At 44.0% G+C, this 12,434-nt stretch carries 11 protein-coding genes and 1 pseudogene; 5 read left to right on the plus strand and 7 right to left on the minus strand.

Going from position 1 to position 12,434, the window contains the following annotated elements:
- Nucleotides 1–6 precede the first annotated feature (6 nt).
- The 5 genes from ACESZH_RS19905 to ACESZH_RS19925 form a co-directional block, all read right to left on the minus strand.
- Nucleotides 7–921, minus strand: coding sequence for a hypothetical protein (locus ACESZH_RS19905; protein ID WP_373218602.1), 915 nt, complete (start codon nt 919–921; stop codon nt 7–9).
- Nucleotides 922–1,206, minus strand: coding sequence for a DNA-binding transcriptional regulator (locus ACESZH_RS19910; RefSeq protein ID WP_033141604.1), 285 nt, complete (start codon nt 1,204–1,206; stop codon nt 922–924). It lies immediately after the preceding gene.
- A 16-nt stretch (nt 1,207–1,222) separates the two neighbouring features.
- A complete protein-coding gene (locus ACESZH_RS19915) occupies nt 1,223–2,206 on the minus strand; it encodes a DUF3991 domain-containing protein (RefSeq protein ID WP_373218600.1) in 984 nt (327 codons plus the stop codon).
- Nucleotides 2,207–2,278: 72 nt separating this feature from the next.
- Nucleotides 2,279–3,151, minus strand: a complete 873-nt coding sequence (locus ACESZH_RS19920) for a DUF6017 domain-containing protein (protein WP_074679971.1) — start codon at nt 3,149–3,151, stop codon at nt 2,279–2,281.
- A gap of 30 nt (nt 3,152–3,181) precedes the next feature.
- The gene (locus ACESZH_RS19925; protein WP_270270471.1) at nt 3,182–3,703 is read right to left on the minus strand and encodes a DUF5720 family protein; all 522 of its coding nucleotides are present in this window, start codon (nt 3,701–3,703) and stop codon (nt 3,182–3,184) included.
- Between the two features lie 813 nt (nt 3,704–4,516).
- Here ACESZH_RS19925 and ACESZH_RS19930 point away from each other — a divergent pair.
- Nucleotides 4,517–5,833, plus strand: a complete 1,317-nt coding sequence (locus ACESZH_RS19930; RefSeq protein WP_373218598.1) for a hypothetical protein — start codon at nt 4,517–4,519, stop codon at nt 5,831–5,833.
- An 11-nt stretch (nt 5,834–5,844) separates the two neighbouring features.
- On the plus strand, nt 5,845–7,050 hold the full coding sequence (locus ACESZH_RS19935; RefSeq protein WP_373218596.1) for a nitrate/nitrite transporter: 1,206 nt from the start codon (nt 5,845–5,847) through the stop codon (nt 7,048–7,050).
- 85 nt (nt 7,051–7,135) lie between these two features.
- On the opposite strand, the gene ACESZH_RS19940 is transcribed toward ACESZH_RS19935, so the two are convergent.
- On the minus strand, nt 7,136–8,683 hold the full coding sequence (locus tag ACESZH_RS19940) for a PucR family transcriptional regulator (RefSeq protein ID WP_373218595.1): 1,548 nt from the start codon (nt 8,681–8,683) through the stop codon (nt 7,136–7,138).
- Between the two features lie 249 nt (nt 8,684–8,932).
- On the opposite strand from ACESZH_RS19940, the gene ACESZH_RS19945 reads away from it, so the two are divergent.
- The 3 genes from ACESZH_RS19945 to ACESZH_RS19955 all read left to right on the plus strand — a co-directional run bounded on the left by ACESZH_RS19945 (nt 8,933) and on the right by ACESZH_RS19955 (nt 11,629).
- Entirely contained in the window at nt 8,933–9,877 is a 945-nt protein-coding gene (locus ACESZH_RS19945) for an NmrA family NAD(P)-binding protein (protein WP_373218594.1), read from the plus strand.
- A gap of 21 nt (nt 9,878–9,898) precedes the next feature.
- Nucleotides 9,899–11,248, plus strand: a complete 1,350-nt coding sequence (locus tag ACESZH_RS19950) for an aminomethyltransferase family protein (RefSeq protein WP_117449530.1) — start codon at nt 9,899–9,901, stop codon at nt 11,246–11,248.
- Between the two features lie 207 nt (nt 11,249–11,455).
- A complete protein-coding gene (locus ACESZH_RS19955) occupies nt 11,456–11,629 on the plus strand; it encodes a hypothetical protein (protein WP_373219960.1) in 174 nt (57 codons plus the stop codon).
- Between the two features lie 133 nt (nt 11,630–11,762).
- Here ACESZH_RS19955 and ACESZH_RS19960 read toward each other — a convergent pair.
- Nucleotides 11,763–12,182 (minus strand): annotated as a pseudogene (locus tag ACESZH_RS19960) (relaxase/mobilization nuclease domain-containing protein); the annotation flags it as partial.
- Nucleotides 12,183–12,434 lie beyond the last annotated feature (252 nt).

The raw sequence follows: 12,434 nt of genomic DNA on the forward strand, positions 1-12,434 counted from the left end.
AAAAAATCACCGCTCCGGGGAAGGGCGGCGTTCCTGTGATTTATCAAGCTGCGGGCGTATTCTCATGAGCCGGTCTGTCTCCCTGCGGACCAGCCGGTCAAGCGCGCCCAGGTCCTCCGGGGTAACGGCAAACTCCCGATAATGCTCATACCAGAGGCCCGCCCGGACAGCCGCAATAGGCGCAATCTTTTCCGCCCCTCCGGGAAGGAGGCGGTAGACCGAAGCCCCGTCAAGAAGCAACTGCTTCGCCGTTCCCAGGGGTATGCGGTACATATCTGTGTCCGGGTTCTGCGCCTCCTCCATATACTCCACATTCAGACGTTCCTCCAAATCCTGGGGCATATAGGAAAATGCCTGTGCCTTCCACTGGCTGAACAGGTTGGAATAGTGGTGCTGCCATTCCGTCACCTGCTCCGGCGCATAGAGGTAGCGCCAGGTTTTCAGGGCGTCCTTTTCGCATAGTTCCATTGCCTCCCATTTTTCAATGCCTGCCTCCGCCTTCGTGCCGTCCCGGTATTCCATGTTGACTCCGTAAGGGTAGAGGGTATTCCGTTCTATGTCCTGCCGCAGCGTGTCAAGGTCCGTCATCAGGACATCCCCGTACAGCCGTCCGTCCTCCTTACGCTCTGTGTGGAACAGGAAAGCCCTGGCGCCGGGGTATTCCGTCATGGCGGCCATCCGGTAAAGCTCTCCTGTGGGATAGTAGGCAGACAGGGCATCAGCAAGCCATATGTGGTTTTTTCCCATGATAGCGATAGAATCCGGCCCGGTGTTGGTTGCCAGTGAGCGCAGGTTGAATTCACTTTCCCGCAGGAAATTCCCGGCCAGGATATGGAGTTCATAGGCAAATACGCCTAAATCTGTATCACGGACTAAGTGAATCTGCGGAAGCGCATCATCTTTCATAGTGACCGGTGCCATTTATAGATTCCTCCCATCTGCCGGCGGCTGCCCTCCGGCAATCTTGCCGACGATCTCCGGCCCGGTCTCGTAAATCTGCATGAGCCGCTTTGCTGTTCCGCATGGCTGCGCTGCACCGCTGGTCCAGAGCCGGACCGTGGAAGGGGCGACGTTCATCAGAAGTGCAAAGCCTTTCTCGTTCATATCCAGCTTTTTCATCAGCGCCTTAACCATGTCGGGGCCATAGTCCGGACACCGGGCAGCTTCGGCAATCATCTGTAAAGCGGTGTTCTCTGTGTTCATCATTTCTAAAATCCTCCTGTCAAATTGAAATAGCCGCCTGTTTCTGGCGGCATTGTTGTTGATGGTCTTTCATTTTCTTCGTAACATGGAGCAGCATTTCGTTGTAGTCTTTTCCTATACGGGGCGGGTTGATCCCCACCCGGATATGTTTGAACCGCTGATCTTCATGGAGCATTGCCTTGATCCTCCTGGCATTTTTAAGGCCTCCAAGGTCATTGTCCATGTAGAGGCTGATGCGCCGGATTTCCGGGTGGCGTTTCAAAAATGCAGTCAGCGCCACATGGGAAGTGCCGCCCAAAGACAGCCGGTAGCCGTCCCATTTCCAGCCTTTCAATTCCTGCAGCGTGGCATGGGAAAGGGCGTCAATGGGTGCCTCAAAGACCGCCACATGGCGGCTGCCCGGATTCCTCGGTGGATAGCAGAAGCTATATTCCTTGTCGCTGCCGTAAACATCTTTTCTGAGATTGCCGGTAATGCTCCGCATACAGGCAAACTTCGCTTTGCCGGCTTCATCCTTTCCCACAAACACACAGACCGGCTCGCCATGATACCGTGCCTCATAGAACAGCCCTTTCCGGAAACACCGGCCAATCACATCAGAGCTGATCCCGCGCCGCTGTAAATAGGAAACAGCAGAGGTAGCACACCGTCTGGCCCAGGGGAGAGAAAAAGGTTTCTTCTCCGGTTCTTTCTGCACATGGGCTTTTTCTGTTGCACTCCGATAGGCCGGTGCCTGCTGGATTTCTCTGCCTACCAGCGTATGGACCGCATCCACCAGCCCATAGCCCCGAATCTGGATCAGATAATCCAGGGCGTTGATACTCCGGCCCCGGCTGTTCCAGTACCAGTACCTTTTCCCGGTTACATAGACCAGGCTGTCATGTTCCTTGTGCCGGTAATTGGGCCCGTCCCGTTTCAGTACCCCAGGCTCATGGAACTGCAGGTATGCGAACAGGTCCGCCTCCCGCGCCGCCTGAATCTGTTCTTTGGTTACGCCGGGCATCGTGCCGGCACAGTATTTCTTTTCATCGTGCCCCGCCTCCTTTCCGTGATGAAAAAAGACGCCCAGAGGCGCCTAACAGCCGTACAGGTCATGGTTGACCTCGGCACGGTAATAACTGTCCATTGTTGCTGGGGCATTATACAGCGCCGCCAGCAGGTATGCCTTGATATTCCCGACTTTTGTAGTGTTCTTGTCAATACAGTCAAAGACATACTCCAGGTGGCCGGAATTGATCTTCAGGAAACGGCCCTTTACCACCTCCCTGGGAAAATCATCCCCGGCGATACGGATAAAGGGGCGTTTGGATAAAACCACTTCAAGCATAAGCTCCACGGTCTCGTCTAAGCGTTCTTTCCCATACCGGGAGACCATACAGTCATACTCAATATTTTCTTTGATGATTTTGCTGTATGCGTCTATCAATCCAATCCGATCCATCCCATCCGGGCGGCCTGCCGCCTCCGGCTCTGCCGGATAGATTGATTGATGGGTTCTTGATATATCCGTTTTTGATTTTTTAGTTCTTTGTGGATTAGTATTTAATTGTGCGGGATTTTCCTGTCCAGGTTCCACCTGTTCAGGTTTTGCCTGTCCTGGATTTACCTGTCTTGGATTTTCCCGTTTAGGTGGAAACGTCTGTTTTTCAGCGTTTACAGGCTTTTCATGGATGGTATATTCAATATCTCCGAGCTGCCCGTTCTCATAGCGGAGGCGCTGCCTGGTGAGATACCCGTGCCGCTCCAGTTCCTTCAGGGCGGTGGTGATTGAATCCACACCGTCCTTACAGATATGGGCGAGCCCCTTTGTGGTATAATCCCAATCTTCCGGCAGCGACAGCATGAGGGAGAGAAGCCCCTTTGCCTTTAAGGACAGTTCCGTATTGCGCAGATGGTGGTTACACATGATCGTGAAGTCCTTCGTTTTTTCTACCCGGAATACAGCCATTTCACAGCCTCCTTTCTCCGGTTATTTCCGTTACAAGGCGCGGTCCCTGCGGTCATAGTGGAGGTGCCCGCCTGAGACCTTTGCATGGTTTTTCAGTTTGACCTCACCTCGTTCCTGGCTGTCTAAGAATTTCTGATAGCCGGCATCCGTAAGGAACAGGCGCATCTTATCGCCCTTGTCACCGACAGGGGAATCATACGACAGCACATCAAAGACGATCATGTGACGTACCTCCGGGTCAAAGCGTTCCAGCGCCATGATGTCGTGCCCCTTCAATTTCTCTGCGCCGGATTGCTGCCTGGCCTCGGCAATCTTTTCCCCAATCGTCCGGGGTGGGTAGGGCAAACGGTAATTCTTCTGAATATCCCGCACAATGTCCATGCACTCGGCATCCGTCAGGATGCGCAGCTTTGCCATCAGGTTTTCCGCTGCCCTTCGCTGTTCGGGATTCTTTGTGTATCTGGCAGTCATGTAAAGCTCGTTCAGGACTTTGGATTGATAGTCACCCTCAACCTGAAACAGCAGCCGTTTTTCCATTTCGTTTAATTCCATGTGAATCTCCTTTCTCTTGAAAATGGGTATAAAAAAGGGCGCCCACCTGTAAAAGTGAAACGCCCACGGCAATCAGCGATCCGGCAATACCGGACCGCTGGCACTATTAAATTTTGTCGTTAATGAAACAACCTCCTTTTTTCGATGATTTTCTCGTCGCATTTCAACTTGGAAAAGGAATTGAATAAATGACGGCAAACGCTCAAACCCCTTGAAAATAAAGGCTTTTTCCGTTTGTCGTTATTATACCGTAACGGCATTCCCATGTATCGTTATTGATTAATATGGGATTTACGGTATTAGCAATCGCAGACCGAATGGGACATGCATCAATCTGGCGGTGCTGATTCACGTCGATCACGATTTAGTATGGATATGCCATTGGTTAAATATATAAAATTTTTGTTGAGGTTTCAAAGAGATTTGATTGAATAAACGATATATCAATTATGAAGAGGTCATAAAAACTTTGTAGTATTTTAAAGTGAATCAAGAATAATGGATGAATGTATTTTTTTATAAGATTATCTAATCGGGTTAAAAATAACGAAAAAGGTATTAGTAGTTGAATCATATAACCAATGACAAAGATGATCAATCGTTTTAGAATATAAATATCAAATGTGACTGTTCAGGCGCCGACGGTTAAGAAAATTTGAGTAAATAATTGTGATGCAAGATTAAAAAAAGTGGGATTATTTCTTATCATTACAACAGCAAGATTTCACTGGGCTTTATCAACCCGGACTATGCAAAAGAGGGAACAGAGCTGGGAATGATTTGGGGTATTAGCGGAATAAGGAGGAAAGTGTAGTGGAGAATTATATTGGAGCGAGAGTAGATTATGAGCCAAAGTATAAAGATGTTTTAACCTATTTTCAGAATATTGGGAATCTTTATACTTGGGAGGCTGATCCTTGGTATGAAACTTGTAAATCGTGGGCAGAAACATGTTATATTCATGCAGGGATTAGTGGGGCTGAAATTACATTCCAAGGAAAAGATGCACAGGCGTTTTTATCAAAACTTTGTATGAATAACATCAGCAAATGGAAAAACGGAAAAAATAAACATTTGGTTATGCTTGATGAAGAAGGATTGATAGCAGCTCATTGTCTTAGTATGAAAGACGACGATAATACATATCGGATTACGGCTGCACTTCCATTTGCAGCAATGAAACTGTTGGAGACTGGTGCTTATGATGTGAAAATGACCATGCGTGATATCTTTGTCTTTCAATTTTCAGGACCAAAGTCATTAACAATTATAGAAAAACTTACGAATACGAATCTTCATGATCTAGCATTTTTGCAATTTCGTAAGGTAAGTATTCCGGGACTGAATATTGAAGTGGAAGTAAACAGGATTGGGATGAGTGGAACACTTGCATATGAAATTCGTGGTTTAAAAGAAGATGGTCCCAATGTATATCATGCGGCTTATGAGATCGGAAAACCTATGGGATTAAAGAGGCTTGGATGGCGGAGTTATCCGGTGAATCATGCTTTTGGAGGATATCCGCAAGTTACGGTATCATTTGAGAGCGCTTCCTATAAAGATCCGAAGGTTGTAGAAATGTCACCTGCAAATATTTCATATACTGGAAGTGTTGAACCAGAGAATCTTCGTGCACGTTTCCGTACGCCGGTAGAGGTTGGCTGGCAATGGATGGCAAAATTGGATCATGACTTTATTGGAAGAAAAGCTTTTGAGAAAGAAATGTCAAATCCCCAAAAGATGATTGTATCTTTAATTTGGAATCCGGAAGATATTTTAGATGTACAGGCATCTTTGTATGGAGAGGGGGAGCCTTATAAGCAGATGGAGTATCCTTGTTGCGTTCCGGGCATGTGTGGAGGACATCAGGACTATGTTACCACAAGGGATGGCAAGGTTATTGGTTTATCCAGTAGTGCGGTATATAGTTCCCATTATCATAAAATGATTTCTGAATGTACCATAGATATGGAATATGCCAAAGAGGGCGAAGAAGTGATTGTAAAATGGGGCGATTATGGAAAGCGTATAAAGGATATCCGTGCAGTAATTGCAAAATTTCCATTAAATGATCTGGTTGAGAATAAAAATTATGATATTAGTTCTTGTCCGTATGGCTTTGAAGAATGAAGGGAGTTTCCATGAGTAAAAAAAATAGAAAATGGCTGGTATTTACGATTATGTGTCTTGCATATATGCCGGGAAGTTATGCACAATACCAGTTATCCGTGTTTGCCCCGGAACTAATACAATCTTTTGGACTTACAACATCGCAGTTTTCATCCTTATTTACGGCGCCTATGATTGTAGCAATTTTCTTGAGTTTTGTAGGAGGAATGATTTCTGACAAGGTTGGTTCAAAGAAAGTCATTAATATTTCATTTGTTATAGCTGGAATAGGAATGATTGGGAGAGTTTTTGCAAATAGCTATATGCCATTTTTTCTTTGCATGGCATTAACCGGTTTCTCCAATATGTTTGTCAATATTAATGCATCCAAGATTACTGCAAGTTGGTTTGAGCAGGAAAAGCTAGGGATTTTGATGGGCATATTTGCATTTTGCGGACAACTTCCGGGAGCCTTTGCGACAGCAACGACGGCAGTTTTGTTTGATAGCAGGACATCTGCTTTTATTGTATCAGCAATATTCTGTATTAGTGTATTTGTTTTATGGTTGCTTTTTGTGAAAGATAGGCCAGAGGATACAATGGAAGAAAGGGAGAAGATAGATCAGGAAAATCAACCTTCCATTGGGGATTCTCTTAAGGTAGTACTTTCTAATAAAGGTATATGGCTGGTTTCTATTTGCATTATGATGGTTCTTGGCAGTACGGTAACTTTATCCACTTTTATGCCGGTAGCATTGCAGACCATGTATGGAATAGATTTGAAAGTATGTGGTACGATTGCATCTATGTTGACATTGGGAAATTGTATTGGTTCTATTACAGGTCCCATTGTATTCTCTAAAATCAAAAATGTTAAAGTGTTTGTATCAGGAGCTGCCGTGTTGAGTTTTGCCGGAACTATTATGTGTTGGAGATTTCCGTCCATATTCGTTTTACACATACTGGTTCTTTATACTGGAATTATGCTTGGAGCGTCAATGCCTATTTTCCTTTCCGCACCGGTTTTGTTAGAAGGACTTGGAACTAAATATGCAGGAAGTGCGGCGGGTGTCATCTCTACATTACAGCTTCTTGGAGCTGTTTTGATTCCAACTTATATCTTAACACCGATTGCGGGAGAAAATTATAGTTTGTTGTTTATGCTTGCATCCATATGTATGGTAATTATGTTCCTCTGTGGGCTGTTACTCCCTCAGTTTGGAAACAATCAAAAGTAAGAATCACAAAATAAATGAAAATCTTCCTATGTTGCAATGAAATTGCTGTCGCAAGCCAAATTTCAAGCATAGGAGGATGTCCAAATTAGAGTGTTTCGCAGATGAAGCAGGATATTAATAAATAGAGAAGCATATTTTCATCCAGGTAATCCAGTGAAATATGGAGCAGGTCTTCGATTTTTCGTAGCCGGTAGATCAAGGTGTTTCTATGAAGATGAAGCGTCCGGGCAGTCTCCGCTATATTTCTTCCGTTGATAAGATAGCATTTTAAATTATGAATGAGTGTGAGATCCTGCTCCATATGGCTTTGCCACAGGGATAAAACAGCTGGGTGGCAGAAGCCCGGCAAGGAGTTTTTTTCCTTAAGGACACCATATAAAACATGCGGAAAGGCTTCATCAAACCTTTGAATATGTTTTTGAGGCTCCAAAGGGTAAGATTTCATAAGCCTGCATTGTCCATATGCCACGGAAAGCTCCGTGAATCTAAAAAAACGGGTGCTTATATAGACCTTAAGGGAAAGCCGTTTTAGCAAATCCTCCAGTGCGGCGTATGATTTTTCATAATCAGGATCAAAATCCCGCCTGCGGCAAACCGCAACAATAGAATGTTCAAAATAGAGGACAACTCCATGAGGCAGAATGTTTTTTATCTGATGAATATAGGCAGACTGACGGGTATCCGAGACGTCAGATTCCGGAAGGGAAAATTGATAAAGATACCAAATATCCTCGTTCGTATAATTTCTGGCTTGGAGATAATAAGAGGTAGAAAGCTCATCTGCCGGATATCCCTGTAAAAGCCGTATAACATAATAGTTTTCTTCATCCTGCAAAAGAAAAGGCTGAATCTGGTGATTCATAGCAAGCTCTGTAAAATGAACGACTTCTAATAACAAAGCCTTTTGTGCTTCCGTAAAGGGACCGTTCACATCTGTCGTACCGAATGCTCCAAAGTTTTTTCCCTCAAAATAAAGCGGAGCGGTCAGAGAGTGATGGGATGGATCCTGACGAAAGACGCTGGAGATTAAGCGGTTTCCGCTGTGAATTTCCTGCATAATTCTCTGATGTTCGTCAGGATATATGGATTCTGTCGGTGTAAAGCCGAAATTGATAACCTCGTCCCAGAGAGTTCCCTCGATTTTTTCCTGAAATTTCCCGGTATAATGCAGCAGCTTTCCGGTTGGATCAAAAAGGGCAATCGGGTTGCAAAGAAAGGTGGCCGCATAATCAAGCAGATCTGAAACATCTTTGTTTTCGATAATTATCTTTAGGCATTGCTCATACCAGGCATAGTACTTATCAAAAATATCCAGAAACTCACGGAATACCTTATGAAAAGGCTCGTCCGTATATAAGATGGCGGCATGCTCCATCCAGGAAGGGTTTATCTGTCCCTCCTTTGATCCGGTTTTGGTACAGAAAATCAGGAACCGGGGCTTACGTATATCCCATTCCCTATCAAGGAAAGAGCTCTCTTGTGTTAAATACAGAAAATCATTATCGATTATTTCCATGGAATCATCAAACATGCGGGCATGCCGGAATAATTGATCTAAGCCCGTAGATTTATAAAAAATCCTGTATTTATCAGGAATCCAGTCAAGGATGACAGAAATGCTCATAGATTTCATTGCAAAATACTCCTTTGGTTATTTTTGACGAAAAAAGACGGTATAAATGAATTATATAACTGATGACGGGAGATGGCAACTGCTTTACTATAAATATATAGGAAATACTGTTCAGGCGCCGACAGTTAGAGAGGATATAATATAATTCAGACAAAAGGAAGGAGGCAATAAAAAGAGCGGAGGGAGCATCCTATAAAGGGGTATCGATTTTTTAATATTATAACTATATAGTTGAAAGGATTATTTTTTATGAAAAAGATATTGTTAAATGGAGTAGACGGAAATTTTGGAAGCAGATCAGCCCGTGTATTGCTGGAAAAATATCCTCATGAAGCTTTGATTTTTACGGCTCCAACAAAAAATGGTCTTGAAAAATACCAGGCAATGGGCATTGAAACCAGAATTGCCGATTTTAACAATGCGGAAAAACTGACGGAAGCATTTAAAGATGCGGATACAGTTATTCTGATCTCCATGCCATTCGTTGGACCGAAAAGAAGAGCGGCACATAAAATTGCAATTGATGCGGCTGTGGCGGCAGGTGTAAACAAACTGGTTTATACATCGATTGTAGGAGCCGGACATGAGGATATCAATGCTTACGAAGTAAACGATCATGTATGGACCGAAGGGTATATCAAAAAACAGCCCATCCATTATTTGATTCTTCGGGATTCCCAATATGCGGAAGCAATGGTCTCCACATTTGTGGAAGCAATTGAAAATACAAACGGCATCATCCGTAATAACATGGGGGATGGGAAAATGGCATTTGTTTCGAGGGATGACTGTGCGCTTGCGGCAGCCTGTGCGGCAATGTCTGATTGGGAGGATCGAATTGTTGATATAAATGGAGCTGAGCTTCTGACAATTGCACAGTACATGGCAATCGCCTCGGAGGTTACGGGTAAAAAGACGGAATATCAATATATCAACGATGATGAGATGTATGAGTTCTTTGACTCCATCGGCGTTCCAAGGACAACGGAGGAAATGTGGGCGGACACGGCGAAGAACTTTCCATTTTGCTCAGATGGAATGGTGTCCTTTGGCAGGGCAATCCGTCTGAATCAAATGAGTACATTTACAGATGATTTTGAAAAGCTGACAGGGCAAAAGCCCATCACGGTAAGAGAAATGTTTGAAGATATGGAAAATCATTTAATCGGAACAAGAACATCTACAGATAATTAAAAACAGTAGGAGGACGAAAAAATGGCAGAAATGATGAATCCGGCGCTGGAAGGCGCCACCTTATTGTTCCCACAGGGATCTTTTATTACGGCATATGCTTATACGGGCGTGGAGGATGAGATCAAGGCATATCAGACCAGCGCATGGATTGGAACGGCACTTATGACATCCCCCATTTATGATGTATACGGACCGGATGCCGTTAAATTAATGGGACAGGTCTGTACAAATGATTTTACCACGCTGGGAATGAACGGCATACGCCATGCCGTAATGTGCAATGAGAAAGGTCAGATTCTGACAGACGGCGTTGTAATCCGTATCGGAGAAGATCGTTACAGAACCTACTGGCTTGATCCGGTGATCTCTTATTATGTCAATACATCAGATCTGGATGTGCATGGCGAAAACATGAGCGGAAAGGAATATTTTATCCAGATTGACGGTGAAAAGTCCTTAGAGATTCTGGAAAACGCATTCCAGGCCAATCTTCACGACATCAAATTCGGCAGACATAGAATCCAGGAGGTAAACGGAAAACAGGTACGCATCATCCGGCTTGGCATGTCCGGCAACCTTGCTTATGAAATTCACGGAGATATGGCGGATTATGCGGAGATCTATAATCTGGTATGGGCGGCAGGTGAAAAGCTGGGAGCAAGAAAGCTTGGGCTCCAGGCTTATAACATGTTTAACCATACGGAGGCCGGATTCCCGAATATCAATCTTCACTATCCGCTTCCGTGGCTGGAAACCAGCGAGAAAATGACAGAATATATGCGCACAGTGCCTCAGTTATCCATGTTCAATCTCAATCGAAGGCTTCTCGGAAGTGTGGGGGATGATCTTCAGGCTCGCTTTGTTACTCCCTATGATGTGGGATGGGATTTCCTGATTAAATATAATCATGACTTCATTGGAAAAGAAGCCCTCCTTGAAATGTCGAAAAAGCCACAAAAAAAATGCGTAACCCTGGAATGGAACGCCAAGGATGTGGCAGAAGTCTTTGCAACCATGCTCAGCCCTGGGGAGGAACCCTGCGAGGATATTACCAAACCATGCGCTCTTGAATACTATTTCTGTGTCAGAGAGTTTGGTTTTGAGTACCGGGCGGATAAGGTGCTGGCTGCAGATAAGGAGATCGGGATCACAAGCGGAAAAATCATCTCTTATACCTATAACAGCATGATTTCTTTGGCCTTTATTTCCGCAGAATATGCCAAAGAAGGGACGGAGCTTGAAATACTCTGGGGAACGCCGGGAACCCGCCAGATGAAGGTTCGCGCAAAGGTTGCCAGATTCCCGTATAATCAGGATTATATCCGTAATGAAAAGCGGGATGTTTCGGATATACCTGTTTTTGAAAGATGAAACCGGAGATGATTACATAGGGAAAATAAAATTTATGTGTTCCCCTGCAGAGTTTTCAAGCTTTGCAGGGGATCTGCTGTTTACGGGTTTATTCTTTTAACTTAATACATATACCTGTATTAATTATTGAACATAATATAGAATTTATTTCTCATGTAGCAGATTATCTTGTAGATGTAGGAAGAAATGCAGGAAATAAATCAGGCTATGCAGGATTCTCTTGGGGTTGTTAGAAATGGAAATTCCCTGTTAAAAGGGATTCGGAAAGTGCAGGAACTAAAAGGAAATTCTTCTGCTCCGGTGCACGGAAGGACAGGTGTTTTCCTTGGCGGACTTCATATCCGGCTAACTGCATTTTTTGTAGAAATTCCTCATAGTTGATGGAAGTCCAGATTGCCTTATCAACTGCAACACGTAGTTTGGCTTTCCAACTGGTGCCACGATGATATTCCATGTTCTCTTTATAGCTTTTACCTTTTTCTCCGGTTGGCATACTGGTGGCAAGTCCATTTTCATAGCAAATGCGATTACTGATCCGGCAGATTTTATGGTAGCTCCGCTTATTGGAAATATATTTGTGATGATCAACAAAACTTGCTGCATTAAAGATGATGTGGTTATGGATATGATTTTTGTCAATATGGGTACTGATCACGCATTCATATTTCCCTTTCAGTACTTCATCTGCAAATTGCTGTCCTAAGCGATGGGCAGTTTCGGCATCAACTTCTCCAGGTTTAAATGACTGGATCAGATGAAATGCCAGGTTATCACCTTTGTCCATTCCATTCTTTTTTGCCATTTCTCTTGTCATAGAAAATTCAAGATCTGCAGTTTCCGGAGAACAGCCAAAACTGGAAACCAGAAGTTTTTCATCTGTTTTATCTGGATTCGTGATGTAGTCCAGAGCTTTCTTGTCTGTTGCGTAATGCAAAATATAATGATAGCATATTGCTGAAAACGATCAAGAAATTAGTAAAAGATGCCTTCTGGAATGATAAACTTTCTCGATTGAAAAGTGTTCGAATGGAAGATATTGAGTTTATATCAGAGTTGTTTTTTGTTGTTTTAGAGAATAAAGTCCTTGATTCTTCTCCAAAGGTATTAGATGTTGATGCTCCTTTAAAATAGCATTTTTTAGATTTTGTTGCCTGTCGTCAGGTTGCTCTGTATACTGTCATTATCC

This window comes from Ruminococcus sp. 5_1_39BFAA, from assembly GCF_964240875.1.
Lineage (GTDB): Bacteria > Bacillota > Clostridia > Lachnospirales > Lachnospiraceae > Blautia_A.

What these genes read in the sequence shown, in the direction of transcription:
- ACESZH_RS19905 (WP_373218602.1), bottom strand. Translation starts at nt 921, where the DNA reads ATGGCACCGGTCACTATGAAAGATGATGCGCTTCCGCAGATTCACTTA.
- ACESZH_RS19910 (WP_033141604.1), bottom strand. Translation starts at nt 1,206, where the DNA reads ATGATGAACACAGAGAACACCGCTTTACAGATGATTGCCGAAGCTGCC.
- ACESZH_RS19915 (WP_373218600.1), bottom strand. Translation starts at nt 2,206, where the DNA reads ATGCCCGGCGTAACCAAAGAACAGATTCAGGCGGCGCGGGAGGCGGAC.
- ACESZH_RS19920 (WP_074679971.1), bottom strand. Translation starts at nt 3,151, where the DNA reads ATGGCTGTATTCCGGGTAGAAAAAACGAAGGACTTCACGATCATGTGT.
- ACESZH_RS19925 (WP_270270471.1), bottom strand. Translation starts at nt 3,703, where the DNA reads ATGGAATTAAACGAAATGGAAAAACGGCTGCTGTTTCAGGTTGAGGGT.
- ACESZH_RS19935 (WP_373218596.1), top strand. Translation starts at nt 5,845, where the DNA reads ATGAGTAAAAAAAATAGAAAATGGCTGGTATTTACGATTATGTGTCTT.
- ACESZH_RS19940 (WP_373218595.1), bottom strand. Translation starts at nt 8,683, where the DNA reads ATGAAATCTATGAGCATTTCTGTCATCCTTGACTGGATTCCTGATAAA.
- ACESZH_RS19945 (WP_373218594.1), top strand. Translation starts at nt 8,933, where the DNA reads ATGAAAAAGATATTGTTAAATGGAGTAGACGGAAATTTTGGAAGCAGA.
- ACESZH_RS19950 (WP_117449530.1), top strand. Translation starts at nt 9,899, where the DNA reads ATGGCAGAAATGATGAATCCGGCGCTGGAAGGCGCCACCTTATTGTTC.
- ACESZH_RS19955 (WP_373219960.1), top strand. Translation starts at nt 11,456, where the DNA reads ATGCAGGATTCTCTTGGGGTTGTTAGAAATGGAAATTCCCTGTTAAAA.